Origin of the sequence: Pseudomonas sp. CCC3.1 (assembly GCF_034347405.1) — a bacterium.
GTDB lineage: Bacteria > Pseudomonadota > Gammaproteobacteria > Pseudomonadales > Pseudomonadaceae > Aquipseudomonas.
Window position 1 is genome coordinate 5,206,029 of sequence record NZ_CP133778.1, and the last position, 23,455, is coordinate 5,229,483.

23 protein-coding genes are annotated in these 23,455 nt (G+C 57.9%); 11 read left to right on the plus strand and 12 right to left on the minus strand.

Features of this window, described 5'->3' with window-relative positions; all coding sequences use genetic code 11:
• The first annotated feature begins 109 nt into the window (after positions 1-109).
• Entirely contained in the window at positions 110-511 is a 402-nt protein-coding gene (locus RHM56_RS22730; protein WP_003438129.1) for an acyl-CoA thioesterase, read from the plus strand.
• Positions 512-536: 25 nt separating this feature from the next.
• A complete protein-coding gene (locus RHM56_RS22735) occupies positions 537-1,436 on the plus strand; it encodes a D-hexose-6-phosphate mutarotase (RefSeq protein WP_322236274.1) in 900 nt (299 codons plus the stop codon).
• A gap of 127 nt (positions 1,437-1,563) precedes the next feature.
• Here the strand turns inward: RHM56_RS22735 and RHM56_RS22740 are convergent, their stop codons facing one another.
• From RHM56_RS22740 to RHM56_RS22760, 5 genes are all read right to left on the minus strand, one after another.
• A complete protein-coding gene (locus RHM56_RS22740) occupies positions 1,564-2,100 on the minus strand; it encodes a DUF3299 domain-containing protein (protein ID WP_322236276.1) in 537 nt (178 codons plus the stop codon).
• A gap of 83 nt (positions 2,101-2,183) precedes the next feature.
• Complete coding sequence (locus RHM56_RS22745) at positions 2,184-2,432, minus strand: GlsB/YeaQ/YmgE family stress response membrane protein (RefSeq protein ID WP_322236278.1); 249 nt, start codon at positions 2,430-2,432, stop codon at positions 2,184-2,186.
• A 104-nt stretch (positions 2,433-2,536) separates the two neighbouring features.
• On the minus strand, positions 2,537-3,622 hold the full coding sequence (locus RHM56_RS22750; protein ID WP_322236280.1) for a 5-(carboxyamino)imidazole ribonucleotide synthase: 1,086 nt from the start codon (positions 3,620-3,622) through the stop codon (positions 2,537-2,539).
• An 11-nt stretch (positions 3,623-3,633) separates the two neighbouring features.
• Positions 3,634-4,125 (minus strand): 5-(carboxyamino)imidazole ribonucleotide mutase, encoded by a 492-nt coding sequence (purE, locus tag RHM56_RS22755; protein ID WP_003438120.1) that lies wholly within the window; start codon positions 4,123-4,125, stop codon positions 3,634-3,636.
• Positions 4,126-4,408: 283 nt separating this feature from the next.
• On the minus strand, positions 4,409-5,314 hold the full coding sequence (locus RHM56_RS22760; protein ID WP_322236282.1) for a LysR substrate-binding domain-containing protein: 906 nt from the start codon (positions 5,312-5,314) through the stop codon (positions 4,409-4,411).
• A gap of 180 nt (positions 5,315-5,494) precedes the next feature.
• On the opposite strand from RHM56_RS22760, the gene aspA reads away from it, so the two are divergent.
• From aspA to RHM56_RS22785, 5 genes are all read left to right on the plus strand, one after another.
• A complete protein-coding gene (gene aspA, locus RHM56_RS22765) occupies positions 5,495-6,919 on the plus strand; it encodes an aspartate ammonia-lyase (protein ID WP_322236284.1) in 1,425 nt (474 codons plus the stop codon).
• Between the two features lie 599 nt (positions 6,920-7,518).
• A complete protein-coding gene (locus RHM56_RS22770) occupies positions 7,519-8,940 on the plus strand; it encodes an alanine/glycine:cation symporter family protein (RefSeq protein WP_322236287.1) in 1,422 nt (473 codons plus the stop codon).
• Positions 8,941-8,995: 55 nt separating this feature from the next.
• Positions 8,996-9,997, plus strand: coding sequence for an asparaginase (locus RHM56_RS22775; protein ID WP_322236289.1), 1,002 nt, complete (start codon positions 8,996-8,998; stop codon positions 9,995-9,997).
• 78 nt (positions 9,998-10,075) lie between these two features.
• Positions 10,076-11,068, plus strand: a complete 993-nt coding sequence (locus RHM56_RS22780; RefSeq protein ID WP_322236290.1) for an AraC family transcriptional regulator — start codon at positions 10,076-10,078, stop codon at positions 11,066-11,068.
• Between the two features lie 135 nt (positions 11,069-11,203).
• A complete protein-coding gene (locus tag RHM56_RS22785; protein ID WP_322236292.1) occupies positions 11,204-12,241 on the plus strand; it encodes a histone deacetylase family protein in 1,038 nt (345 codons plus the stop codon).
• Between the two features lie 223 nt (positions 12,242-12,464).
• Here RHM56_RS22785 and RHM56_RS22790 read toward each other — a convergent pair whose 3' ends face one another.
• Positions 12,465-14,012 carry a PLP-dependent aminotransferase family protein gene (locus RHM56_RS22790; RefSeq protein WP_322236294.1) on the minus strand — a complete coding sequence of 516 codons (1,548 nt, stop codon included), beginning with the start codon at positions 14,010-14,012 and terminating at the stop codon, positions 12,465-12,467.
• Positions 14,013-14,101: 89 nt separating this feature from the next.
• Between RHM56_RS22790 and RHM56_RS22795 the strand changes: the two genes are divergently transcribed.
• The 3 genes from RHM56_RS22795 to RHM56_RS22805 are packed head-to-tail and all read left to right on the plus strand — an operon-like array spanning position 14,102 to position 15,883.
• Entirely contained in the window at positions 14,102-14,731 is a 630-nt protein-coding gene (locus RHM56_RS22795; RefSeq protein ID WP_322236296.1) for an FMN-binding negative transcriptional regulator, read from the plus strand.
• A gap of 4 nt (positions 14,732-14,735) precedes the next feature.
• Positions 14,736-15,188, plus strand: coding sequence for a GNAT family N-acetyltransferase (locus RHM56_RS22800; protein WP_322236298.1), 453 nt, complete (start codon positions 14,736-14,738; stop codon positions 15,186-15,188).
• A 14-nt stretch (positions 15,189-15,202) separates the two neighbouring features.
• Positions 15,203-15,883, plus strand: coding sequence for a GNAT family protein (locus tag RHM56_RS22805; RefSeq protein ID WP_322236299.1), 681 nt, complete (start codon positions 15,203-15,205; stop codon positions 15,881-15,883).
• Positions 15,884-15,939: 56 nt separating this feature from the next.
• Here the strand turns inward: RHM56_RS22805 and RHM56_RS22810 are convergent, their stop codons facing one another.
• The 4 genes from RHM56_RS22810 to RHM56_RS22825 all read right to left on the minus strand — a co-directional run bounded on the left by RHM56_RS22810 (position 15,940) and on the right by RHM56_RS22825 (position 21,035).
• Entirely contained in the window at positions 15,940-16,215 is a 276-nt protein-coding gene (locus RHM56_RS22810) for a transcriptional regulator (protein ID WP_322236301.1), read from the minus strand.
• The gene (locus tag RHM56_RS22815) at positions 16,212-17,537 is read right to left on the minus strand and encodes a HipA domain-containing protein (RefSeq protein WP_322236303.1); all 1,326 of its coding nucleotides are present in this window, start codon (positions 17,535-17,537) and stop codon (positions 16,212-16,214) included. The genes RHM56_RS22810 and RHM56_RS22815 overlap by 4 nt, the downstream gene beginning before the upstream one ends.
• 262 nt (positions 17,538-17,799) lie before the next feature.
• Positions 17,800-19,608, minus strand: a complete 1,809-nt coding sequence (gene oadA / locus RHM56_RS22820) for a sodium-extruding oxaloacetate decarboxylase subunit alpha (RefSeq protein ID WP_322236305.1) — start codon at positions 19,606-19,608, stop codon at positions 17,800-17,802.
• An 11-nt stretch (positions 19,609-19,619) separates the two neighbouring features.
• A complete protein-coding gene (locus RHM56_RS22825; RefSeq protein ID WP_322236307.1) occupies positions 19,620-21,035 on the minus strand; it encodes an acetyl-CoA carboxylase biotin carboxylase subunit in 1,416 nt (471 codons plus the stop codon).
• A 191-nt stretch (positions 21,036-21,226) separates the two neighbouring features.
• Between RHM56_RS22825 and RHM56_RS22830 the strand changes: the two genes are divergently transcribed.
• Positions 21,227-22,189 carry a LysR family transcriptional regulator gene (locus RHM56_RS22830; protein ID WP_322236309.1) on the plus strand — a complete coding sequence of 321 codons (963 nt, stop codon included), beginning with the start codon at positions 21,227-21,229 and terminating at the stop codon, positions 22,187-22,189.
• Here the strand turns inward: RHM56_RS22830 and RHM56_RS22835 are convergent.
• Together RHM56_RS22835 and hexR are read right to left on the minus strand one after the other, a co-directional pair.
• Positions 22,131-22,343 carry a PA3496 family putative envelope integrity protein gene (locus RHM56_RS22835; RefSeq protein ID WP_322236311.1) on the minus strand — a complete coding sequence of 71 codons (213 nt, stop codon included), beginning with the start codon at positions 22,341-22,343 and terminating at the stop codon, positions 22,131-22,133. The two genes, RHM56_RS22830 and RHM56_RS22835, sit on opposite strands and share 59 nt — an antisense overlap.
• Positions 22,344-22,521: 178 nt before the next feature.
• Positions 22,522-23,388, minus strand: a complete 867-nt coding sequence (hexR, locus tag RHM56_RS22840) for a transcriptional regulator HexR (RefSeq protein WP_019409086.1) — start codon at positions 23,386-23,388, stop codon at positions 22,522-22,524.
• Positions 23,389-23,455 lie beyond the last annotated feature (67 nt).

The following is a 23,455-nucleotide window of genomic DNA, read 5'->3' on the forward strand; positions in this document are numbered from 1 at the left end:
GCTTATGAAGAACGTGACGAACGTAGTATGTTCGGGCTGAATCGTTTTTCTAAAGACGTCTATTCACCCGCAGTACACATGATGAATCACGGGTCAGAGGCCCTTTGGCATGCTAGAGCTCGAACAAGAAGATCCAATCCCGCAAGGCGACCTGGCCTTGCAAATCACCGCCCTGCCACGCGAAACCAATGGTTTCGGCGATATTTTTGGCGGCTGGCTAGTCTCGCAAATGGACCTGGCAGGCACCGCAATGGCCAGCAAGGTCGCCGGTGGCCGTGTTGCAACGGTCGCGATTGATCGCATGGCATTTCTGGTACCTGTGGCCGTCGGCGCACAGTTGTCGTTCTACACCCAGGCACTGGAAATCGGCCGCAGCTCGATCCAGATGATGGTTGAAGTCTGGAGCGACGACCCGCTGTCCAGCGAATGGCGCAAAGTCACCGAAGCCGTGTTTGTGTTCGTAGCCATTGATGGCAGCGGCCGCACACGTTCCGTTCCACCACGCCGCTAATCCGCCCCGAAAAAAAGAGCCTGTCATGCACCACATTGAGTCTCTCACCCTGGACGAACTGGAGTGCTGGCACTTTCAGCATGGTCAGGCCCAACTGCTGGTCGCCAAACAAGGCGCGCAAGTGCTCAGCTATCAGGTTGGCGATGAGCCGCCGATTGTCTGGCTCAATGAAAAAGCCCAGTTCAAAGAAGGCAAAGGCATCCGCACGGGCATGCCCGTGTGCTGGCCATGGTTCGGTAATTTGGCGCGCAATCCGCAAAGCGTACAGGCCATGCGCGTCAGCGATGAACCTGCAACCGCTCACGGCCTGGTGCGCACCCGCGAGTGGGAAGTGCTGGAAATCGATGACGCAGGCGAAGCGCTGCACATTGAATTGGGCCTGCCTCATATCGAAGGCGGCTTGCCCGGCTGGCCGCACGACGTGGCGCTGACCCTGAACATTCGTCTCGATACCCAGTTGCACGTCAGCTTAACCAGCCATAACCGCAGCGATACGCCGGTCAGCATCAGCCAAGCGTTGCACAGCTACTTTGCTGTCAGTGATGTGCGCAAAGTTCACGTGGACGGCCTGGACGGGCTGACGTACATCGAAACGCTCGACGACTGGAAACACGTCCAGCAAAACGGCGCGCTAACCTTCAGCGGCGAGACCGACCGCATCTACCTCGATACACCGCAGCAGTTGAGCATTGTCGATGCCGACTGGCACCGCAGCATCGAACTGACCAGCCGTGGCTCACGCACTGCTGTGATCTGGAACCCGTGGACCGACAAGACCGCCACCTTCAGCGACATGGCGCCCGATGGCTGGCAGCGCATGCTGTGCATCGAAACCGCCAATGTGATGGATGACGTGATTACGCTGGAACCGGGCGCGAGTCATACGCTGGGTGTAAGTATCGCCAGCAAACAGCTTAAAACCTGACGGACACAAAACCTGTGGGGGCCTGGCTTGCCAGCGATGCAAGCGATGCGGTTTTTCTGTCAAACCGCGTCGATACCATCGCGGGCAAGCCCGCTCCCACAATTAATTGGTATCAGGCCCACAACGGCTACAAATCCGCCTCAACCACAACCCGTACCTTGCTCGCATCTAGCGCATAGGCGGCATCCGCCAAGTCATTACTGACCTTCTCGACCTTTAGCGTGCCCATCACCCACAGCGGCGTGTAGATGTCGTCCAGCTTCAAGCCTTTTGGATAACGCACCAGCACCAACTGGTTCGGTGGCGGCGGTGGCACATGGATGCACGCGCCCGGGTATGGCACCAGGAAAAACAGTGTGCTGCGACCCTTGGCATCTGTTTCCAATGGCACCGGATAACCACCCAAACGGATATTTTTGCCGTTCATGCTGGCGACGGTTTTGTTGGAATACATCACGGCCGGCAGGCCTTTGCTTTGTTTCAAGCCACCCTTATCGGTAAACGTCCCCTGAGCTTCAGGCGAGTCATGGTCGATTTCGGGCATTTCTTCGAGGGCTTTTTGATCCGACTTGGGCATCAGGTCAAGCCAGTCGGTTTCGGGCAATTCTGCCGCGTGTACCAGGCCGCAGCCCAGCAAAAGAAAAATCGCTACAAGACGACGCATGACGGGCTCAGTAAAAGAGGGCTGATGACGGCGCGCATTCTAGCGCTCTCTGTCACTCAGACAGAGAGCGCCGAAGGCTTGAATCAGCTCTTTTTCGTGACCAGGCCGTAAATCACCAACAAGACGATCGCGCCAATCACAGCACCGATAAAACCGGCGCCCTGGCCTGCCTGGTAGATACCCAGCGCTTGGCCACCATACGTCGCCGCCAACGAACCACCGATACCCAGCAGGATAGTCATGATCCATCCCATGCTGTCATCGCCGGGTTTCAGGAAACGAGCCAGCAGGCCGACGATCAAGCCGATAAAAATGGTTCCGATGATGCCCATGGACGCTTCCTCTCTTTAGATGGCGTTAACCAAAGCCTAGTCAGCACTTTGGTATCACGCCATCAGAGAGCAACAAGAACCGAATGGTTCCATCGACTGCAGGCTTATGCCTCGTCGATCAGCGCCTCAACACGCAAGATCTGCGCTTGCAGGGTCGCCATGTCGGCGCAGCGCAGGTTGGCGTGGCCGACCTTGCGGCCAGCCTTGAAGGCCTTGCCGTAGTGGTGCAAATGGCAGTCGGCAATCGCAATGACCTTCTCAACCGGCGGTACGCGGCCAATAAAGTTAAGCATCGCGCTCTCACCCACTTTGGCCGTCGAACCCAGCGGCAGGCCAGCGATGGCACGCAAGTGGTTTTCGAACTGGCTGCACTCGGCGCCTTCGGTGGTCCAGTGGCCGGAGTTGTGCACACGCGGGGCGATTTCGTTGGCTTTGAGGCCACCGTCGACTTCAAAGAACTCGAACGCCATCACGCCGACATAATCCAGTTGCTTGAGCACACGACTGGAATAGTCTTCGGCCAAGGCTTGCAGCGGGTGATCGGTGCTGGCCACCGACAACTTGAGAATGCCGCTGTCGTGAGTGTTATGCACCAGCGGGTAGAACTGTGTTTCGCCATCACGGCCGCGTACGGCAATCAGCGACACTTCACCCGTAAACGGAACAAAACCTTCCAGCAGGCACGCGACGCTGCCCAGTTCGGCAAACGTACCCACGACATCCGCCGGCGTACGCAGCACTTTCTGACCCTTGCCGTCATAACCCAAGGTGCGGGTTTTGAGCACGGCAGGCAAACCGATAGTGGCCACCGCAGCGTCCAGATCCGCCTGGGACTGAATGTCGGCAAACGCAGGCGTCGGAATGCCCAAGTCTTTGAACATGCTCTTCTCGAACCAGCGATCACGCGCAATGCGCAGCGCTTCGGCACTCGGGTAAACCGGGACGAATTGCGACAGGAAGGCCACGGTTTCAGCCGGAACGCTTTCGAACTCAAACGTCACCAGATCGACTTCGTCGGCCAACTGACGCAAATGATCCGGGTCGCTGTAATCCGCACGAAGGTGCTCACCCAGCGCTGCTGCGCAGGCGTCAGGCGCTGGATCCAGGAAAGCGAAGTTCATGCCCAGCGGAGTTCCCGCCAGAGCCAGCATGCGGCCCAGTTGGCCGCCACCGATTACACCGATTTTCATCGTCTAAAACCTCAGGCTTCGCGCGGGTCTGGATTGTCCAGCACGCTGTCAGTCTGCTCAGCACGGAATGCTTTCAATACGGTGTGAAACTGCGGGTGCTTGGCGCCCAGGATGCTCGCCGACAGCAAGGCGGCGTTAATCGCGCCTGCTTTACCGATGGCCAGAGTGGCAACCGGAATACCGGCCGGCATTTGTACGATGGACAGCAGCGAATCTACGCCCGAGAGCATCGCTGACTGCACCGGCACGCCGAGCACTGGCAAATGGGTTTTAGCGGCACACATGCCTGGCAAGTGGGCTGCGCCACCGGCTCCGGCAATAATGACCTCGATCCCGCGGCCTTCGGCCTCTTCGGCATACTGGAACAGCAAGTCCGGAGTGCGGTGGGCAGAGACCACTTTCACTTCGTAAGGAATGCCGAGTTTTTCCAGCATATCGGCGGTGTGGCTGAGGGTGGACCAATCGGACTTGGAGCCCATGATCACGCCTACCAGTGCACTCATCGTCGCGCCTCTTCTCTTGGGCGCCCGCAGGCGCGTCAAAAAACAACAAGCCACGTGGAGGATCCGACGTGGCTTGTTATAGGAATTAAGGCCGGTCAAGCCAGCCGAAGGCCGCGCAGTATACACCGAAGAAGTCGCTTGAAAGCACCTTTGACGACCATCTGTCTGCGGCTTTATCAATCACCAAAAGAGCCGGTTTTACTGACCCTGCGGTCAAGCCCGATGCCCCGTTAACGGTACGGCCAGCTCGCCCCTAAAGAGGGCACGTTGGCTTAACGTCAACTTATTCCGGCTGAGCCGCGCTCTCCAATTTGCGCCACAACAAACGCACGTTGGCTTTACGGACCAGAGCACAGCGATAAAGGCGTATCTCCAACGGCACGTGCCATTGCGTACCACCACACACCACCAACTCACCGCGCGCCAACTCAGCCCGCACACTTAAATGCGGCACCCAGGCAATACCCAGCCCTTCAAGCGCCATGCTTTTAAGACTGTCAGCCATGGCAGTTTCATAAATAGTGGTAAAGCGCAGGCTGCGTTGGCGCAGCAGCAAATTCACCGAACGCCCTAAAAAGGCCCCGGCGCTGTAAGCCAACAACGGCACGCTGGCGTCACCCTCCAGATCGAACAGCGGTTTGCCGTCCACATCAGCAGCACACACCGGCAGCATTTCGGTATTGCCCAAGTGCAAAGACGGAAAAATCTCCGGGTCCATCTGCAATGCCGCATCTGGATCGTAAAAAGCCAGCATCAAATCGCAGCCACCTTCGCGCAAGGCATGCACCGCATCTCCGACGTTAGTCGCAACCAGCCGCGTAGCGATGTTCAGCCCTTCGTTGCGCAATTGAGCAATCCAGCGCGGGAAAAACCCCAGCGCCAGCGAGTGCGCTGCAGCCACTTGCATGACCTCACCCTGCCCGCCTTCAAGGTGATGAAGATGACGCAACACCTCACCCAACTGCTCCACCACGGTACGTGCCGTGACCAAAAACAGCTGACCGGCCGCAGTCAACTCCACCGGGGTGCGGGAACGATTCACCAAGGTCAGCCCCAGCGCCGCTTCCAGGCTGCGAATACGCCGACTGAAGGCAGGCTGAGTGACGAAACGACGCTCCGCTGCCTGAGAAAAGCTGCGGGTTGCAGCCAAGGCACTGAAGTCCTCTAACCATTTACTTTCGAGATTCATCGAGTCCTCCCGGACGCGCACCAAATTGGGTCGCACGTTCGACGCGGCCGTCGCGTCACGTCGGCATTATGCCGTTTCTGCATAGGTTAGTGTTTAAAGGCATTGGCCCAAAATAGTCCGCAAGCCTAGGATTCGCAGCGTTCCGGCCCAGACCGGGTCCATATCGAGATGATTTCTATCATGTCCTCCGCTGCATCATTCCGCACAGAAAACGACCTGCTTGGCGCCCTCGAAGTACCGGCTCAAGCGTATTACGGCATCCAGACCCTGCGAGCGGTGAATAACTTCCGCCTTTCAGGCGTTCCGATTTCGCATTACCCAAAACTGGTTGTAGGTCTGGCAATGGTCAAACAGGCCGCTGCTGATGCCAACCGTGAACTGGGTCATCTGAGCGCAGCCAAGCACGCCGCTATCAGCGAAGCCTGTGCACGATTGATCCGCGGTGATTTCCACGAAGAGTTCGTGGTCGACATGATTCAAGGTGGCGCCGGTACGTCCACCAACATGAACGCCAACGAAGTGATCGCCAACATTGCCCTCGAAGCAATGGGTCACCAGAAAGGCGAGTACCAGTACCTGCACCCGAACGACGACGTCAACATGGCGCAGTCGACCAACGATGCTTACCCGACCGCGATCCGCTTGGGTCTGCTGCTGGGTCATGACGCACTGCTGGCCAGCCTCGACAGCCTGATTCAGGCTTTCGCAGCCAAAGGTGCAGAATTCAACCACGTCCTGAAGATGGGTCGCACCCAACTGCAAGACGCCGTGCCGATGACCTTGGGTCAAGAATTCCGTGCATTCGCCACCACCATGGGCGAAGACCTGGCCCGTCTGAAGACGCTGGCCCCGGAACTGCTGACTGAAGTGAACCTGGGCGGCACCGCGATCGGCACCGGCATCAACGCCGACCCGCGCTATCAAGCGCTGGCCGTACAGCGTCTGGCGCTGATCAGCGGTCAACCGCTGGTACCGGCCGCCGACCTGATCGAAGCCACCTCCGACATGGGCGCCTTCGTGCTGTTCTCCGGCATGCTCAAGCGCACCGCGGTCAAGCTGTCGAAGATCTGCAACGACCTGCGCCTGCTGTCCAGCGGCCCACGCACCGGCATCAACGAAATCAACCTGCCGGCACGTCAGCCAGGCAGCTCGATCATGCCCGGCAAGGTCAATCCGGTTATTCCGGAAGCCGTTAACCAGGTGGCGTTCCAGGTCATCGGTAACGACTTGGCGCTGACCATGGCAGCCGAAGGCGGCCAACTGCAACTGAACGTGATGGAGCCGCTGATCGCCTTCAAGATTCTCGACTCGATCCGCTTGCTGCAACGCGCCATGGACATGCTGCGCGAGCACTGCATCGTCGGCATCACCGCCAACGAAGCTCGCTGCCGTGAACTGGTCGAACACTCGATCGGCCTGGTCACCGCACTGAACCCGTACATCGGCTACAAAAACGCCACCCGTATCGCCCGTATCGCCCTTGAAAGCGGCCGCGGCGTACTGGAACTGGTGCGCGAAGAAGGCTTGCTCGACGACGCCATGCTCGACGACATCCTGCGCCCGGAAAACATGATTGCCCCGCGTTTGGTGCCTTTGAAGGACTAACGCCGTAACACCCGCTACAGATTTGAAGCTCACCAGGTCGAGGGACTAGACACCTCTCACCTTTTGAGGGCTTGCAGACACATCTGCAGGCCCTTTTTTTTGCCTGCGATTTGAGGGCGCTGTGCGTTTTCGTAGCAGTTGCCGAAGGCTACGTCCGGGGGCGAAGCCGCCGTAAAATCAGACACCTCGATGCACCAGCAATACTGCGTATTCAGGATTTACGATCGCTGCGCAATCGGACGTAGCCTTCGGCAACTGCTACATGTTTTGCGTAGCCCCCGACCGATGGCTCGCTCAAAAAATCGCAGCCTGCGGCAGCGGCTACAGATTTTGTTTCGGGCTTTTCGGACGACTCACACATGAAAAATCAGTCACTTATGGAGACGCTTCCTACACTCCTAGGTATAGTGCCGCCCCTCTTCCCGTGCGCGGCCCCTACAGTAGCGGCCGCCGACAGTACGGAAACAGCATCGTAAACCAAGCAGCAACATGGCCAGGATCCCTTTGATTACCTAGCTTTATGCCCTGTCTTGACGGGCGTAATGGGTAACCCTGATCCGGTCGTTTTGCCATCAGATAAAAACAGCGAGGAATAATCCATGCTAGAAGTCATCAATGACTTCCTCTCAGGGAAAGTACTAATCGTGCTCATGGTTGGGCTCGGTGGCTACTTCACGATCCGCTCGCGTTTCGTTCAGTTTCGTTACTTCCTGCACATGTTTGCCGTTTTCAAAGACAGCCTGCGCAGCAGCGCTGGCCAACTCAGCTCGTTTCAGGCATTGATGCTGAGCCTGGCGGGCCGTGTAGGCGCGGGTAACATTGCCGGTGTCGGCATCGCCGTGACCCTCGGCGGCCCCGGTGCAGTGTTCTGGATGTGGGTGACCGCCCTGGTCGGCATGTCCAGCAGCCTGATCGAATGCTCGCTGGGCCAGTTGTACAAGCGTCGCGACGCTGAAGGCCAACTGCGCGGTGGCCCGTCCTTCTATATGAAGCACGGCCTGGGCAAAAGCTGGATGGGCAAATTGATGGCCGTCTTGCTGCTGGTCACCTTTGGTTTTGCCTTCATGGGCCTGCAAGCGCACGCCGTGACCCACTCGCTGGAAAACGCCTTCGGCTTTAACGTCAACTACACCGGCGTGGTCATTGCCGTGCTGTTGGGCCTGGTGTTTATCGGCGGTATCAAGCGTATCGCTTCGGTCGCGGACCTGCTGGTGCCGGTCAAAACCCTGGCTTACATCGCCGTGACGGTTTACGTGATCGTGCTGCAATTCGATCAAGTGCCCGCCATGCTCGGCCACATCGTGAAAAGCGCTTTCGGCATGGACCCCGTGTTTGGCGGTCTGATCGGCAGCGCGATTGTCATGGGTGTTAAACGTGGCGTTTTCGCCAACGAAGCCGGTCTGGGTAGCGCCCCGAACGTGGCCGCGGTGGCCGACGTAGAACACCCGATTGCCCAAGGCGTGGTTCAGGCGTTCAGCGTATTCCTCGACACCTTCGTGATCTGCACCTGCACCGCGTTGCTGATTCTGCTGTCCGGCTTCTATACCCCGGGCTTTGAAGGCGACGGCATTGCCCTCACCCAAAACTCGCTGGCCGCTGTCGTCGGCGAATGGGGCCGGGTATTCATCAGCGTGGCACTGGCGTTGTTCGTGTTCACCTCGATGCTCTACAACTACTACCTGGGCGAAAACAACCTGCGCTTCCTGGTTGGGGAAAGCCGCAAAGCGCTGTTGGGCTATCGCGCCTTGGTGTTGGCGCTGATTGTGTGGGGCTCGATTGAGAACCTGCAAACCGTCTTCGCCTTCGCAGACATCACCATGACCCTGCTGGCCTTCGTCAACCTGATCGCCTTGGCGATGCTGTTCAAGATTTGCATGCGCGTGCTCAAGGACTACGACGACCAGCGCCGCGCAGGGATCAAGACACCCGTGTTCGATTCCAGTAAATTCCCGGATCTGGATCTGGACTTAAAAGCTTGGCCGCCTCTGCCACCGGCCAAGACCGAAGACACAAAACGCTAATAACAACGCGGCGGTTCTGACAGAACCGCCGCGTTTTTGCTTAGGGGGACTTTAAATGACAGCCACTCATCACATTGCCCAGCGCGTCATGGTGCTCTACACCGGCGGCACCATTGGCATGCAAGCCAGCGCCAACGGCCTTGCCCCTGCATCTGGCTTTGAAGCCCGCATGAGCGACTACCTGGCCAGCCAACCGCAACTGCGCGTACCACAGTGGCGTTTTCGCGAGATGAGCCCGCTGATCGACAGCGCCAACATGACGCCCGCCTACTGGCTTCGACTGCGCGCAGCGATCCTCGAAGCCGTCGAACAGGATGGCTGCGATTCGGTATTGGTCCTGCACGGCACCGATACGTTGGCTTACAGCGCAGCCGCCATGTGCTTCCAGCTACTGGGCTTGCAAGCCCCCGTACTTTTTACCGGCTCCATGTTGCCTGCGGGCGTGCCCGACAGCGACGCCTGGCCAAACGTCAGCGGCGCATTAAGTGCTTTGGGCCAAGGCCAGCCTCATGGCGTGCAACTGTACTTCCACGGCGAACTGCTGGCCCCGACTCGCTGCGCCAAAGTGCGCAGCTTCGGCCACCACCCGTTTGTTGCGCTCAAGCGCAACGGTGGCGGCACAAAGGCCGAATCCTTGCCGCTCGCACTGACGTATCAACAGCCCAAGCAAGAAGCCAGCGTCGGTGTATTGCCGCTGGTGCCGGGGATCGGTGCCGCACAACTGGATGCCATTCTGGGCAGCGGTATTCAGGCCCTGGTGCTGGAGTGTTTCGGCAGCGGCACCGGCCCCAGCGACAACCCGGCGTTTCTGTCTAGCCTGCAACAGGCGTACGAAAAAGACATCGTGGTCGTCGCCATTACCCAATGCCACGAAGGCGGTGTGGAACTGGATGTGTACGAAGCAGGCAGCCGCTTGCGTGGGGTTGGTGTGCTCTCGGGTGGCGGCATGACCCGCGAAGCAGCGTTCGGCAAACTGAATGCATTGCTGGGCTCAGGCTTGCCAGTTACAGATGTGCGCCGCTTGGTCGAATTGGACCTGTGCGGCGAGTTGGCCTAAGCCCATTTCCTACAAAAGTGTGTCCAACGCCCGGCACACAACTTGCTCGCTTCCAGCACCTCCACGCAGGAAGCGAGCATGCTGCATTCACACCTCACCACACTTAATGCGGTTTCGCTGGTGCTCAGCACCTTCAAAGCCGAAGGCTTGCCCAGCGAAGCCCTGCTAGCAGGCAGCGGCATACGGGCCGCGGACTTGAGCCGCGCAGACATTCGCATCACCACCAATCAAGAAATGCGCGTGTGCGCCAACGCCGTGGCCCTGCGGCGTGAAATCGGCCTGGAACTGGGGCGCCGCATGCATGTGTCGTCCTACGGCATGCTGGGTTACGCCCTACTCACCAGTGCCACCTTAGGTGACGCTTTGCGCTTGGCCATACGCTACCCGGCACTGCTGGGAACACTGTTTGAGCTGAGCCTGGCAGTCGACGGGGATCAGGTCTGGTTCTGCGCTGACCAGTACCACGAAGACCCGCAGCTGGCCGTGTTCAATGCGCAATTGTGCATGGTGTCACTCAAAGTCATTTGCGAAGACCTGATCGGGCAATCGTTGCCGTTAGTGGCCGCACGCTTCGCTCATAGCAAGCCGGACTACCACGCGCGCTACGAACACACCTTCAATTGCCCGCGCCAGTTTGAGGCCCCCGACAACGCGTTCGCCTTTGCCAAACAGTGGCTTGATCACCCTCTGCCGCTGGCCGATGCCATCACCCACCAGGCCATGGCTGAGCGCTGCCGCAAGCAAAACCTGGAGTTCACCGGGCGCCAAACCTGGTTATCGCGCATCCGCCAACTGCTCGCCGCCCAACTGCATGCCGCGCCGGGGCTCGAAGGCCTGGCCGAACAAATGAACTGCTCGCCGCGCACCTTGCGTCGGCACCTGCATGACGCCGGGTGCAGCTATCAAGGGCTGCTCGACGAACTGCGCTTTGAGCGCGCCAAGCTGTTGCTTCACGAGACCGAATGGCCGATTTATCGAATTGCCGACACGCTGGGTTTCAGCGAAACAGCGAGCTTTCGTCATGCGTTCGTGCGGTGGAGTGGCGTGTCACCGAGCCAGTTTCGGGCATAAATGCCCTGAAAAGGGGCGAATTTCGGACAGCTATTTCGGCCGTATCGATCTCCTTTTGGCCGCTCCTGCCGTTCTCTGAAACATCCTGCGCCGCAAAACTGTAGGCCACCGATCAAGCCTACGGAGAATAAGAAAATGCTGACTATCTATTCTGATGATCATCATCTGCATCATGGCCGCTGTGAGTTGATCGACGGGCAATTGCTGCCTTGCTTCGAAATGCCCTCACGCGCAGACCATATTCTGCAACGGGTACAAACCCGCAAACTCGGCCCCGTGCAAGGCCCGCAGGACTTTGGCCGCGACCCGATTCAGCGTATTCACAGCGAGGCCTACCTGGATTTTTTCCAGGGCGCCTGGGACCGCTGGCTCGAACATGGCAAAGACGGCGACCTGCTCCCGTACACGTGGCCGGCCCGTACTCTGCGCGCCGTTGTCCCCACCAGCCTGCATGGCCAGTTGGGTTATTACAGCTTTGACGGTGGCGCACCGATTACCGCGGGCACCTGGCGCGCAGCCTACAGCGCAGCACAAGTCGCACTGACCGCGCAGGCTGCCATCCAGAACGGCGCACATAGTGCATTTGCGCTGTGCCGTCCGCCGGGCCATCACGCGGCCAGCGATTTGATGGGCGGCTATTGCTACCTCAACAACGCCGCCATTGCGGCACAAGCGTTCCTTGATCAGGGCCACCGCAAGGTCGCCATCCTCGACGTGGACTACCACCACGGCAACGGCACGCAGTCGATTTTTTATGATCGCAATGACGTGCTGTTCACCTCGATCCACGGCCACCCCGAAGCTGAGTTCCCGTTCTTTCTGGGCTACGACGATGAGCTCGGGGAAGGCGCGGGCGAAGGCTTCAACTTCAACTACCCGCTGGCCGCCGGTTCAGGCTGGGATCGCTGGAGCGCTGCCCTTGAGCAGGCTTGCACCCAGATCGAACGCTACAACGCCGACGTAGTGGTGGTTTCGCTCGGCGTGGACACCTTCAAGAACGACCCAATTTCGCAGTTCAAGCTCGACAGCCCGGACTACCTGCTCATGGGCGAGCGCATTGCGCGCTTGGGTAAACCGACCCTGTTCGTGATGGAAGGCGGCTACGCGGTCGAAGAAATCGGCGTAAACGCAGTCAACGTGCTGGAAGGGTTTTTGAACATTTCCAAGGCGTAAAAAGAGTGGAAGCAACGGTCTTGATGCCTTCTTTATTCAAGGCTTAACTACACCCCGTAGCAGTTGCCGAGCTCTGCGAGGCTACGTCCGGCTGCGTAGCAGTCGTAAATAGGCTATCTCGGTTCTTCAGTTAAATCGGGCTCTCCGGGTTTACGATCGCTACGCAATCGGACGTAGCCTCGCAGAGCTCGGCAACTGCTACGAGGCTTCATGCCACGTAAATTCATCGCCACACTTTTCTCAACCGCCCCAACGCTGCCTTGATGTCAGCCTCCGGCACCGCTGCAAACCCCAGCACCAGCCCCGCGCGTTTATCCACAGGCTCAATCGAGTCGTCCAGCCAATAGCGGCTTAAACCGTTGATCTCAACCCCAACCTGTTCAGCCTGCGCCAGCAAGGTCTGCTCGCGCTCATAACTGCTGACCGGCACAGTCAAGTGCAAGCCCGCCACAACGCACGGTGCCACGCCCAATCCACAAACATCGGTCGGCCAATCCGCCAGCAAGGCGTTGCGCCGCGCCAGCGCAGCACGGCGCATGCGACGGATATGCCGCTGAAAATGCCCCGCCGCCATGAACTCAGCCATCACCACTTGAGTGCTGACCTCCGAATGGCGCATGTCCAACGCACGCCGCTGAGCAAATGGCTCCACCAAGGCTGGCGGCAGTACCACATAACCCAGGCGCAACGCTGGAAATGCCACCTTGCCGAAAGTGCCCACGTAAATCACCCGACCCTGACGGTCCAATGCCGCCAGCGGAGCCAATGGCGCCCCCGAATAACGGTACTCGCCATCGTAGTCGTCTTCGACAATCCAGCCCTGTTCGCGCTCGGCCCACGCCAGCAATTCAAGGCGCCGAGCCAGGCTCATCGTCACGCCTGTCGGGTACTGATGCGAGGGGGTCACGTAGGCCAGCGTGCAATCGTTTAACCCCGCCAGCGCCGCACAATCCATGCCTTCCTGATCGACCGCCACACCCTGTACATGAGCCCCTGCAATCGCAAAGGCTTGAGCCGCTGCGCGATAGCCTGGGTTTTCCACAGCAACACCCCGTCCCGGCTCTACCAGCAACTGTGCACAAAGGCTAATTCCTTGCTGTGCGCCGCTGGTGATCAAAATTTGCTCAGGCGAGCACGATAAACCACGCGACGTACGCAAATAGACAGCAATTAATTCTCGCAGCCGCTGTTCGCCTGCCGGGTCGCCGTAGCACAGATAGTGCAAATCTGGCTTGCGCCAAAAAGCCGCCTGGAGCTTGCTCCAGACCTCAAACGGGAACAAATCATAGGCCGGAACCCCCACCCGAAACGCCCGTGGCGCCCCCTTGGCGGGCAACGGTAATGGGTGCTGAACAACCCTCCCCAATGCCGAGCTGTGGATAACTTTACTGGATGTAATCACAGGTAAATCACCCATTTTTGTGGATAACCCTGTGGGTAAGCTTGTTGAAAACCCTGTGGATAAGTTGGTGGACAACTTTTTCAGCGGTAATGCTTTTTCAGGCAATCGAGCCACATAGGTCCCATCCCCGACCCGACCCTCGATAAAACCCTCGGCATAGAGCTGATCGTAAGCGCGCACCACGCTGTTGCGCGAAACCCCAAGTGCTGCCGCCAGGTCGCGACTGGCTGGCAGCCGCGAACCACTGTTGAGCCGACCGTCGAGCACCCGTTGGCGCAGCGCCTGATACAGCTGAGCGCTCAAGCCTTTTTTAGGGTCCAGCTCGATTCCGGCCGGATTGAAAGCAATGGACAACGCTGAATCAGGCATGGATTGGACCTATAAAAATGACCCGTAATGGCTCTTACAACGAACCAATAGCCTGCCTAGGATGCAGCCATACGCCAAGGAAATTTTCTATGTACGTTCCCCGCGCCTTTGCTGAAAACGACACCGCCACCTTGCATGAACAGATGCAAGCCACCCCCTTGCCCGTGCTGATTACCCACGGCAGCCAAGGCCTGATCGCCAGCCATGTTCCGCTGCTGCTCAACCCGGACGAAGGCACCCACGGCACGTTATACGGGCATCTGGCGCGGGCGAATCCACATTGGCAGGCATTGGCCGAAGGGGCCGAGGCGCTGGTGATTTTTGCGGGCGAACAGGCCTACATCAGCCCGTCTTTCTATCCGAGCAAAGCGGTGGACGGTAAATCGGTGCCCACCTGGAACTACCTCGCCGTTCACGCATACGGCCAGGCCGAGGTGTTCGATGACGCCGAGCGCCTGCTGGCATTGGTCAGCCGACTGAGCAGCAAGCATGAAGCCAATCGGCCAGCCCCCTGGGCGGTCAGCGACGCTCCCCGCGATTACATCGACAGCATGCTCAAGGCCATTGTGGGTTTCAGCCTTCCCATCTCGCGACTTATCGGTAAACGCAAACTCAGCCAAAACCGCAGCGCGGCCGACCAGATCGGTGTGCGTGACGGCCTGTTGGCCAACAGCAATTCACACGACCACGCACTCGCCCACTTAATGGCTAAGGAATAGCAACATGGCTCAGCACCTACAGATCAAACCCGCCACCGCCGCCGATCACGACCAGTGGCTGCCGCTCTGGCAGGCGTACCTGACGTTCTACAAAACCGAACTGCCCGCCGAAGTCAGCCAATCCACTTGGCAGCGTTTTCTCGACCCGGCCGAACCGACCCACCTGGCCATTGCCTGGCTGGGCGACAGGGCTGTGGGCATCGTGCAGTTCATTTATCACCGCTCCAACTGGAGCATGGGTAACTCCTGCTACCTTCAAGACTTGTTTGTCAGCCCCGACGTGCGCGGCACGGGTGCCGGCCGCCTGTTGATCGAGCACGTTTACGCCCAGGCTCGCGACAAGCACTGCGCCAAGGTTCATTGGTTGACCCAGGAAACCAACGCCACCGCGATCCAACTCTACGAGCGCATTGCCGAACGCCCTGGCTTTATCCAGTTTCGCAAAGCCTTGTCATAAATAAGGAACCCGTGATGCCTCAATCTCTAGAACACTGGCAGCCCGCCAAGCGCCCGCACAATCAGGTACTTGAGGGGCGTTACATTCGTCTGGAAAAGCTAGACCCACAGCGTCATGGCGATGATTTATGGCTAGCCTTGGAAGGGCCTGAAGGCGATCCCAAACTCTGGGACTACCTGGCCTGCGGCCCTTTCACAGAACGCGCGGCATTTGATGAGTGGCTCAACAGCAATGCCGCCAGCCTCGACCCGTACTTCTACACCGTCATCGACAAAGCCAATGGTCAGGCGCAAGGCCTGCTTAGCCTGATGTCCATCGTGCCCGAGCACGGGCGCATCGAAATCGGCCACGTCACATTCGGCGCGCCGATGCAGCGCTCACCAAAAAGTACCGAAGCCGCCTACTTGCTGGCCAAAGAATCCTTCGCACTGGGTAATCGTCGTCTGGAGTGGAAGTGCAACAACGAGAACGCCAGATCCAAGCGTACAGCAGTACGATTGGGGTACACATACGAAGGCGTCTTCCGCCAGCATATGGTCGCTAAAGGCAAGAATCGTGATACTACGTGGTACAGCATTATCAGTACGGAATGGCCCGCTATCGCGACCGGCTTTGAAAAATGGCTGGCACTGGATAACCAACCCAAAAGTGGCCAAATCAAGACGCTTGAAGAATGCAGAGCTATCGCTGATTAAATTTTGATCAACACGCCCAACAAGGACTGTTGGGCGTTTTTGTGTACGGAAGGGATTTAAAAACTTTTTGGTCGACGAACCACGCCCATCTGCAAGCCAAAAGGCTTGAAGACTGCATTCAGGGATTTGAGTGTTGGATTACCTTCGTCGCCCTCGATTTGGATCAAGGTGCGAACCGAGATTTTGCACATCCCGGCAAATCGGGTTTGCTGCAACGTGGTGACATCAACCCTCAATCGCCTCACCGCCTCGCCTAACGTGATCTTGCCCCGAGCCAAATCAGCCTCAATGTTCTCGATCTTCAACTGGCGCACATCAATGCTAAGGGTCATTTGAGGCCCCATTCTTGTAAGCGTTGTTGCAGATTTTTAAGCGCAATTTGCGGGTGATTCATCGTTAGGTCAGGCAAGCCACTGGCGCTAAGCACGTCAGGCAACGCCAATAATTGCAGCGCATCGTGGCGCAAGCGCTCAAAGGCCAAATCTGGCGCAATAATCGCGCTCAGCAACTCACAGGCGGCCCGCCAATTAATCTGCCCTGCTCTCTCAACATCTGCGCCCCACTTGGTGGTACGGGTAATGTCTTCATCATCCATCACCATGGGCGCCAAGTCGTAGATCGGAGCCAAACGAAATGAGTCCGCCTCACGAATGATCGCGGTATTGCGTCCATGGTTATCGCTGTTGCCCAAGATTTTATTCAATAGATCGCGACGCAAATATTCAGCCACCAAATCTGGGATTTGCGCCTGCTGCCCCGCCCGCTTCCACAACGCTGCCAATAACTCGATCACTTCAAGGTGGCTCATGTCACTGCCAGCCTCGGTCACTTGGGCTAATGAGTAAACCGACTCCACCGCCAGCCGCTCTACCCCCTGAGCCGTAACCCTGCGATCAAAGCGCTGCATCCACAGACTCGGCTTACGCCCCTCTTCCCATGCCAGACCTTGCGCCGGGACAGTATCGATACCCAGCGTATGCAGCGCTTTGTAGTAAAGATACTCGCTGCGCAAAATGGCCTGATCGCGCTCAAGCGCTTGATTGCGGGAAAACTTTATAAACCAGTGCTGCTTAACACGAGCATCGACAAGCGTGGCATCCGGGTACAACAAACCATCAGCGCCCTCTGCCATCAACAGCTTGGGCGCCTCACCTCCCGCCCCCGTGGCACCACCAATCGCAGCACCTTGCTCGTGTGCGTACTCAAGGAAGCCGTTGTCGCGAGCAATCACTTCCTGGCGGGCAAAACCAATGGGCGCACTTTTATCCAGTCTTTCAAACGACTCCTTTACTCGAAGATGACCAATCGGAGCAGGCGTGCTGCGCCCCAGCAGAAATAGGTCTATATCAAGTCCTTCGGGCTTTTCGCGACCTATTTGCCGAGTCAGAATTTTTTTAGCAGCACCTGCGGGTGCAATGTCATGCAGAAAAGCTGGCGCCTCTTTGCTGTGCCGAGCATCCCAATCAAGTGGTACACATGCACTCACTGAGGCTGAAAAAGGGCGATCTATGGCGTGCAGGTTTTCCACTAAATAATCCTGCTTGTACCCAAAGCGGCAAGGCCCTCTCAGACCTTTTTCCGGCTCAGGAAAAGCCAGCGTCATAGCATCCTGCCACTGGCCAGCGCCGTAGAGCTGAAGGGTTAACTGGAACATTCTTCCACCTGCAATTTAATGCACCTCAAATACAGAGAATAGCTTTTTAACTGCAATATAGTGCAGCTCAACAGATCTTTCCTGCTTAAAAATGCAATAAATTGCAGATAATGCAATGTACCTGAAAATTAATCTGCATTAAAACGCAGACCTTGTAGGAGCGAACTTGCCTCGCTCCTACGGGGTCGGCGTCAAATCTCGGGTAAAAAAAAGGGGAGCACATGCTCCCCCGAGGTTTAAAGCGTTTGGATCAAAGGCAGTATCAGGCTTCGATTTCGATCAGAATTTCGCCTGGGTTGACGCGGTCGCCTTTGATGACGTGGATGGTTACGATTTTGCCGGCGATGGAGGCCTGCACTTCGGTTTCCATTTTCATGGCTTCGGTGATCAGTACCGATTGGCCCGCCTTGACGGTGTCGCCCACGCTGACCAGTACGTCGACGATGTTGCCCGGCATGGCGGTGCTGACGTGGCCCGGTTCGCTGGCTTGTTTGCGCTTGCTGGAGGCGCCACCGACGAATTCGTTGAGCGGCTCGAACACCACTTCTTCCGGCATGCCGTCGATGGACAGGTAGAAGTGACGCTTGCCTTCAGCCTTGACGCCAACACCGGTGATGTCGACGCGGTAGCTTTCGCCGTGCACGTCAATGACGAATTCGGTCGGTACGCCTTCGCCGCCCGCCTTGCTCACGCCACCCGCCTCAGGAATCGGCAGCAGCACTTCTGGGGTCAGGGTGCCCGCTGCACGCTCTTCCAGGAACTTGCGACCGATGTCCGGGAACATGGCGAAGGTCAGGACGTCTTCTTCAGACTTGGCCAGCGCACCAATTTCAGCGCGCAGTTTGACCATTTCTGGTTTGAGCAGGTCTGCAGGACGCACGTCGATCAGTTCTTCGTTGCCAATGGCCTGACGACGCAGCTGTTCGTTCACAACACCTGGCGCTTTGCCGTAGCCGCCTTGCAGGTAAAGCTTCACTTCGTTGGTGATGGTTTTGTAGCGCTCACCCGCCAGCACGTTGAAGAACGCCTGCGTGCCCACGATTTGCGAGGTCGGTGTCACCAGCGGCGGGAAGCCCAGGTCTTCACGTACACGCGGGATCTCGGCCAGCACTTCACTCATGCGGTTCAGGGCGCCCTGCTCTTTAAGCTGGTTGGCGAGGTTGGAGATCATCCCACCCGGCACCTGGTTAACTTGTACACGGGTGTCGACGGCGGTGAATTCGCTTTCGAACTGGTGATACTTCTTACGCACGGCGTAGAAGTACAGGCCAATTTCCTGCAACAGCGCCAGGTCGATGCCGGTGTCGTATTCGCTGCCTTTAAGGGCCGCAACCATGGACTCGGTGCCCGGGTGGCTGGTGCCCCACGCGAAGCTGGAGATCGCGGTGTCGATGTGGTCGGCGCCGTTCTCAATGGCCTTGAGCTGGCACATGCTCGCCAGACCGGCCGTGTCGTGGGAGTGAATAAAAATCGGCAGGCTGATTTCAGCTTTCAGTGCTTTAACCAGGTCGCCCGTGGCGAATGGTGTCAGCAGGCCAGCCATGTCTTTGATCGCGATCGAGTCGCAACCCATGGCTTCCATTTGCTTGGCCTGAGCCACAAACGCATCAACGGTGTGCACCGGGCTGGTGGTGTAGGCGATGGTGCCCTGAGCGTGCTTGCCAGCGGCTTTGATAGCCTCGATGGCCACGCGCAGGTTACGCACGTCGTTCATGGCGTCGAAGATGCGAAACACGTCGATGCCGTTGACGGCGGCTTTGGCGACAAACGCTTTGACCACGTCGTCGCTGTAGTGGCGATAGCCCAGCAGGTTCTGACCGCGCAGGAGCATTTGCAGACGGGTGTTAGGCAATGCCGCACGCAGTTGGCGCAGACGCTCCCACGGGTCTTCTTTCAGAAAGCGTACGCAGGCGTCAAAGGTCGCGCCACCCCAGACTTCCAGCGACCAGTAGCCGACTTTGTCGAGCTTGTCGCAGATAGGCAGCATGTCTTCAGTGCGCATGCGAGTGGCCAGCAGCGACTGGTGGGCGTCACGCAGGATGGTGTCAGTAACGAAGATTTTCTTGGACATTGTTTTATTCCTCACAGGCCCGCGTGGGCGGCGATGGCGGCGGCGATGGCCAGGGCCAGCTCTTCGGGTTTGCGCTTGATCGAGTAGTTGGTCAGTTCTGGGTGGCTTTCTACGAAGCTGGTGTTGAACTGGCCACTACGGAATTCCGGGTTACGCAGGATTTCCTGGTAATACGCGGCGGTGGTTTTAACCCCTTGCAGACGCATGTCGTCGAGGGCGCGCAAACCACGGTCCATCGCTTCTTCCCACGTCAGCGCCCACACCACCAGTTTCAGACACATGGAGTCGTAATACGGCGGGATGGTGTAGCCGGTATAGATCGCCGTGTCGGTACGCACGCCAGGCCCGCCGGGCGCGTAGTAACGGGTGATCTTGCCGAAGCTCGGCAGGAAGTTGTTTTTCGGGTCTTCGGCGTTGATCCGAAATTGCAGGGCAAAGCCACGGTGCTGAATGTCTTCTTGTTTGATCGACAGCGGCAGGCCAGAGGCGATGCGGATCTGTTCGCGAACAATGTCGATGCCGGTGATTTCTTCAGTGATGGTGTGTTCCACCTGCACCCGGGTGTTCATCTCCATGAAGTACACCTCGCCCTCGGCGAGCAGGAACTCCACAGTACCGGCGTTTTCGTAGCCCACGGCCTTGGCTGCGCGCACCGACAGGTCGCCGATGTAGGCGCGCTGTTCCGGGGTCAGTTGAGGGCTTGGGGCAATTTCGATGAGCTTTTGGTTGCGACGCTGGATCGAGCAGTCGCGCTCAAACAGATGCACCACGTTGCCGAAGCTGTCACCCAGGATCTGCGCCTCGATGTGCTTGGGGTTCACGATGCATTTTTCGAGGAACACTTCAGCCGAACCAAAGGCTTTGGTGGCTTCGGAGATCACGCGTGGAAAGGCTTGTTCCAGTTCTTCACGGCTGTTGCAGCGACGAATACCACGACCGCCGCCGCCCGAAGTGGCTTTGAGCATGACGGGGTAGCCAATGCGATCGCCTTCGATCAGCGCTTCATGGATGTCGGCCACGTTGCCTTCAGTGCCCGGCGTCACCGGCACACCAGCTTTGATCATGCTGCGGCGAGCTTCTGTCTTGTCGCCCATGCGGCGAATGACTTCAGCGGCCGGGCCGATGAACTTGATGCCGCGCTCGGCACAAATATCCGCCAGCTCAGCGTTTTCTGACAAGAAACCGTAGCCCGGATGCAAGGCATCGCAGCCGGTTTCAACTGCCAAGTTCACCAGCTTGCGCGGGTTCAAGTATCCGGCCAGCGGATCTTCACCAATGCTGTGCGCTTCGTCCGCACGCTTTACATGCAATGCATGACGGTCAGCGTCGGAATAGACCGCTACGGAGCGAATGCCCATCTCGGCGCAGGCTCGCACGATGCGGACGGCAATTTCTCCGCGGTTGGCGATCAGGATCTTTTTTATCACTTGGATTTTTCCCTAAAGCCCATGGAACAAACGACCTGCTAGACCAGGTCAGCACGTGTCCAAATGTGTCTGGACCATTGCGTTGTCACACTAGCCCTCCGTATGAATAAACAAAAATCAATATTTCTTGGGCCGTGCATAAGCAAAGACTTATAGTCGAGCGACCTGTTTTTCTGAAGATTTTTTATAAAATGCGTAAGTCATTGATGCGTATAACTTTTCGACAACTTCAAGTGTTCAATGAAGTCTGCGATTTACGTTCTTACAGCCGTGCGGCAGAAGAAATGTCGCTGACGCAACCCGCCGTAAGTCTACAAATTCGGCAGCTGGAAGAGCTGATTGGCCAGCCCTTGTTCGAATATGTAGGCAAAAAGCTGTACATGACCGAGGCGGCTGAAGCGCTTAAGCTGGCCAGCCGCGACATTTTTGGGCGCCTCGAAAACCTCGATATGCAGCTGTCAGACATGCTGGGCTCGCTGCAGGGCCAGTTGAAATTAGCCATCGAATCGAGCGCGAAATATTTTGTCCCGCACCTGTTTGCCGCGTTCAAGCGCCAGCACCCCGAAGTCAATTTGCAGCTCACAGTGGTCAATCGTGCGCAGGCTGTGCGCAGGCTTTCTGACAACCGCGATGACCTGGTGATCATGTCGATGGTGCCGCAAGACATGGGTCTGGAATTTCTGCCGTTTTTGAATAACCCCATCGTCGCCGTCGCTCCCACCGACCACCCGCTGTGCGACCGTGGCCCGCTGCGTTTACAGGACCTGGAGCCATATACGTTGCTGATGCGCGAGCAAGGTTCGGGGACGCGTCTGGCGTGCGAGGAGTACTTCAAAGAGAAGCGCGTGCACTTCAATCAAACACTGGAAGTGTCATCCAACGAATCTCAGCGTGAATGTGCAGTAGCCGGGTTAGGCGTGGCGCTGTTAACGCGCCACGCCGTCAGCCTGGAGCTGGCGACCGGCCTACTGCGTGAGCTGCCGGTCGAAGAGTTGCCGCTGTATCGCAGTTGGTGCGTGGTGCAGGCCAAGGCTAAGCGCCTGTCACCGGTAGCGCATGCGTTTCTGGGATTTATCCGCAGTGAACGCCAACAGATCAGCGCGCTGGTTGAGCGTTTCGACGGCCACTTGCCGACGCAGCCTGCCAATAATTGATGGCGCCGAGGTCTGGGTAATCGGCTGTTTCCAGGCGCAGTTGGCGCTGGTCCGTAAGGTCTTCAATCGCACGACGAAAGGCCATGCGACGCTGGTCTTCTTGTTGACGGCGGGTCTTGACGGCGCTGTTGCGTTCTTCGTAAGGCTGAGCCATTTCGAGTCTCCCAAGGCGTGTACGGGAGTTTTACGATGGACTTTGTTTATGACGACTTGGCGAACGTACAGTGACAAGGGGATGAACGGTGACGAGGTGTAGGAGCGAGCTTGCCTCGCGATCTTTTGAGCGTTTAAAAGATCGCGAGGCAAGCTCGCTCCTACAGCGCAAAGGGGTTTTAATCGTCGTGGTTTTTCAGTGACTTTGGCGACAGGCGCAAGCTGCGAAGGCTGCGTTTAACGCTTTTAAGGTGGTTAACCAGGCTCGGGCCACGGGCCATGGCAACGCCCATCGCCAGCACGTCAATCACCACCAGGTGGGCGATGCGTGAGGTCAGCGGCGTGTAGATTTCGGTGTCTTCGTGCACGTCGATCGCCAGGTTGACTGTCGCCAGTTCTGCCAGCGGCGTTTGACTTGGGCACAAGGTAATCAAGGTCGCGCCCGTTTCGCGGACCAGGTTGGCCGTGATCAGCAAGTCCTTGGAGCGCCCGGACTGCGAGATGCAAATCGCGACGTCAGTGGGCTTTAAGGTCACGGCCGACATGGCTTGCATGTGCGGATCGGAGTACGCCGCCGCAGTCAGCAACAGTCGGAAAAACTTGTGCTGGGCATCCGCCGCCACAGCGCCCGACGCGCCAAACCCATAGAACTCAACCCGCTGCGCTTGCGACATGGCGGTCACGGCCCGTTGCAACGCAACCGGGTCGAGCTTTTCGCGCACGTCCATCAAGGTGTGTAGCGTGGTGTCGAAGATTTTCAGGCTGTAGTCCGCAACCGAGTCGTCTTCATGGATCGCGAACTGGCCAAAACTGGCTCCCGCCGCCAGGCTTTGCGCCAGCTTGAGTTTTAAGTCTTGAAACCCGGAGCACCCGATCGCCCGACAAAATCGCACGATGGTGGGTTCGCTGATGCCGACGCTGTGAGCAAGGTCGGCCATGGAACTGTGCATTACAGCCGCAGGATCAAGCAGCACGTGATCGGCGACCTTGAGTTCCGATTTACGTAACAAGTGGCGTGACTGGGCGATATGTTGCAGCAGGTTCAAAGGGCAGGACTCGGTCTGTAAGCGGCGGGCGCCGGGGATGTAGCAATCTTGTAGTTATACTACAAGA

What these genes read in the sequence shown, in the direction of transcription:
- RHM56_RS22830 (WP_322236309.1), top strand. Translation starts at nt 21,227, where the DNA reads ATGCGTAAGTCATTGATGCGTATAACTTTTCGACAACTTCAAGTGTTC.
- RHM56_RS22785 (WP_322236292.1), top strand. Translation starts at nt 11,204, where the DNA reads ATGCTGACTATCTATTCTGATGATCATCATCTGCATCATGGCCGCTGT.
- aspA (WP_322236284.1), top strand. Translation starts at nt 5,495, where the DNA reads ATGTCCTCCGCTGCATCATTCCGCACAGAAAACGACCTGCTTGGCGCC.
- RHM56_RS22745 (WP_322236278.1), bottom strand. Translation starts at nt 2,432, where the DNA reads ATGGGCATCATCGGAACCATTTTTATCGGCTTGATCGTCGGCCTGCTG.
- RHM56_RS22835 (WP_322236311.1), bottom strand. Translation starts at nt 22,343, where the DNA reads ATGGCTCAGCCTTACGAAGAACGCAACAGCGCCGTCAAGACCCGCCGT.
- RHM56_RS22770 (WP_322236287.1), top strand. Translation starts at nt 7,519, where the DNA reads ATGCTAGAAGTCATCAATGACTTCCTCTCAGGGAAAGTACTAATCGTG.
- RHM56_RS22750 (WP_322236280.1), bottom strand. Translation starts at nt 3,622, where the DNA reads ATGAAAATCGGTGTAATCGGTGGCGGCCAACTGGGCCGCATGCTGGCT.
- RHM56_RS22775 (WP_322236289.1), top strand. Translation starts at nt 8,996, where the DNA reads ATGACAGCCACTCATCACATTGCCCAGCGCGTCATGGTGCTCTACACC.
- RHM56_RS22735 (WP_322236274.1), top strand. Translation starts at nt 537, where the DNA reads ATGCACCACATTGAGTCTCTCACCCTGGACGAACTGGAGTGCTGGCAC.
- RHM56_RS22740 (WP_322236276.1), bottom strand. Translation starts at nt 2,100, where the DNA reads ATGCGTCGTCTTGTAGCGATTTTTCTTTTGCTGGGCTGCGGCCTGGTA.
- RHM56_RS22805 (WP_322236299.1), top strand. Translation starts at nt 15,203, where the DNA reads ATGCCTCAATCTCTAGAACACTGGCAGCCCGCCAAGCGCCCGCACAAT.
- purE (WP_003438120.1), bottom strand. Translation starts at nt 4,125, where the DNA reads ATGAGTGCACTGGTAGGCGTGATCATGGGCTCCAAGTCCGATTGGTCC.
- RHM56_RS22795 (WP_322236296.1), top strand. Translation starts at nt 14,102, where the DNA reads ATGTACGTTCCCCGCGCCTTTGCTGAAAACGACACCGCCACCTTGCAT.
- RHM56_RS22730 (WP_003438129.1), top strand. Translation starts at nt 110, where the DNA reads ATGCTAGAGCTCGAACAAGAAGATCCAATCCCGCAAGGCGACCTGGCC.
- oadA (WP_322236305.1), bottom strand. Translation starts at nt 19,608, where the DNA reads ATGTCCAAGAAAATCTTCGTTACTGACACCATCCTGCGTGACGCCCAC.
- RHM56_RS22800 (WP_322236298.1), top strand. Translation starts at nt 14,736, where the DNA reads ATGGCTCAGCACCTACAGATCAAACCCGCCACCGCCGCCGATCACGAC.
- RHM56_RS22790 (WP_322236294.1), bottom strand. Translation starts at nt 14,012, where the DNA reads ATGCCTGATTCAGCGTTGTCCATTGCTTTCAATCCGGCCGGAATCGAG.
- RHM56_RS22780 (WP_322236290.1), top strand. Translation starts at nt 10,076, where the DNA reads ATGCTGCATTCACACCTCACCACACTTAATGCGGTTTCGCTGGTGCTC.
- RHM56_RS22760 (WP_322236282.1), bottom strand. Translation starts at nt 5,314, where the DNA reads ATGAATCTCGAAAGTAAATGGTTAGAGGACTTCAGTGCCTTGGCTGCA.
- RHM56_RS22810 (WP_322236301.1), bottom strand. Translation starts at nt 16,215, where the DNA reads ATGACCCTTAGCATTGATGTGCGCCAGTTGAAGATCGAGAACATTGAG.
- RHM56_RS22815 (WP_322236303.1), bottom strand. Translation starts at nt 17,537, where the DNA reads ATGTTCCAGTTAACCCTTCAGCTCTACGGCGCTGGCCAGTGGCAGGAT.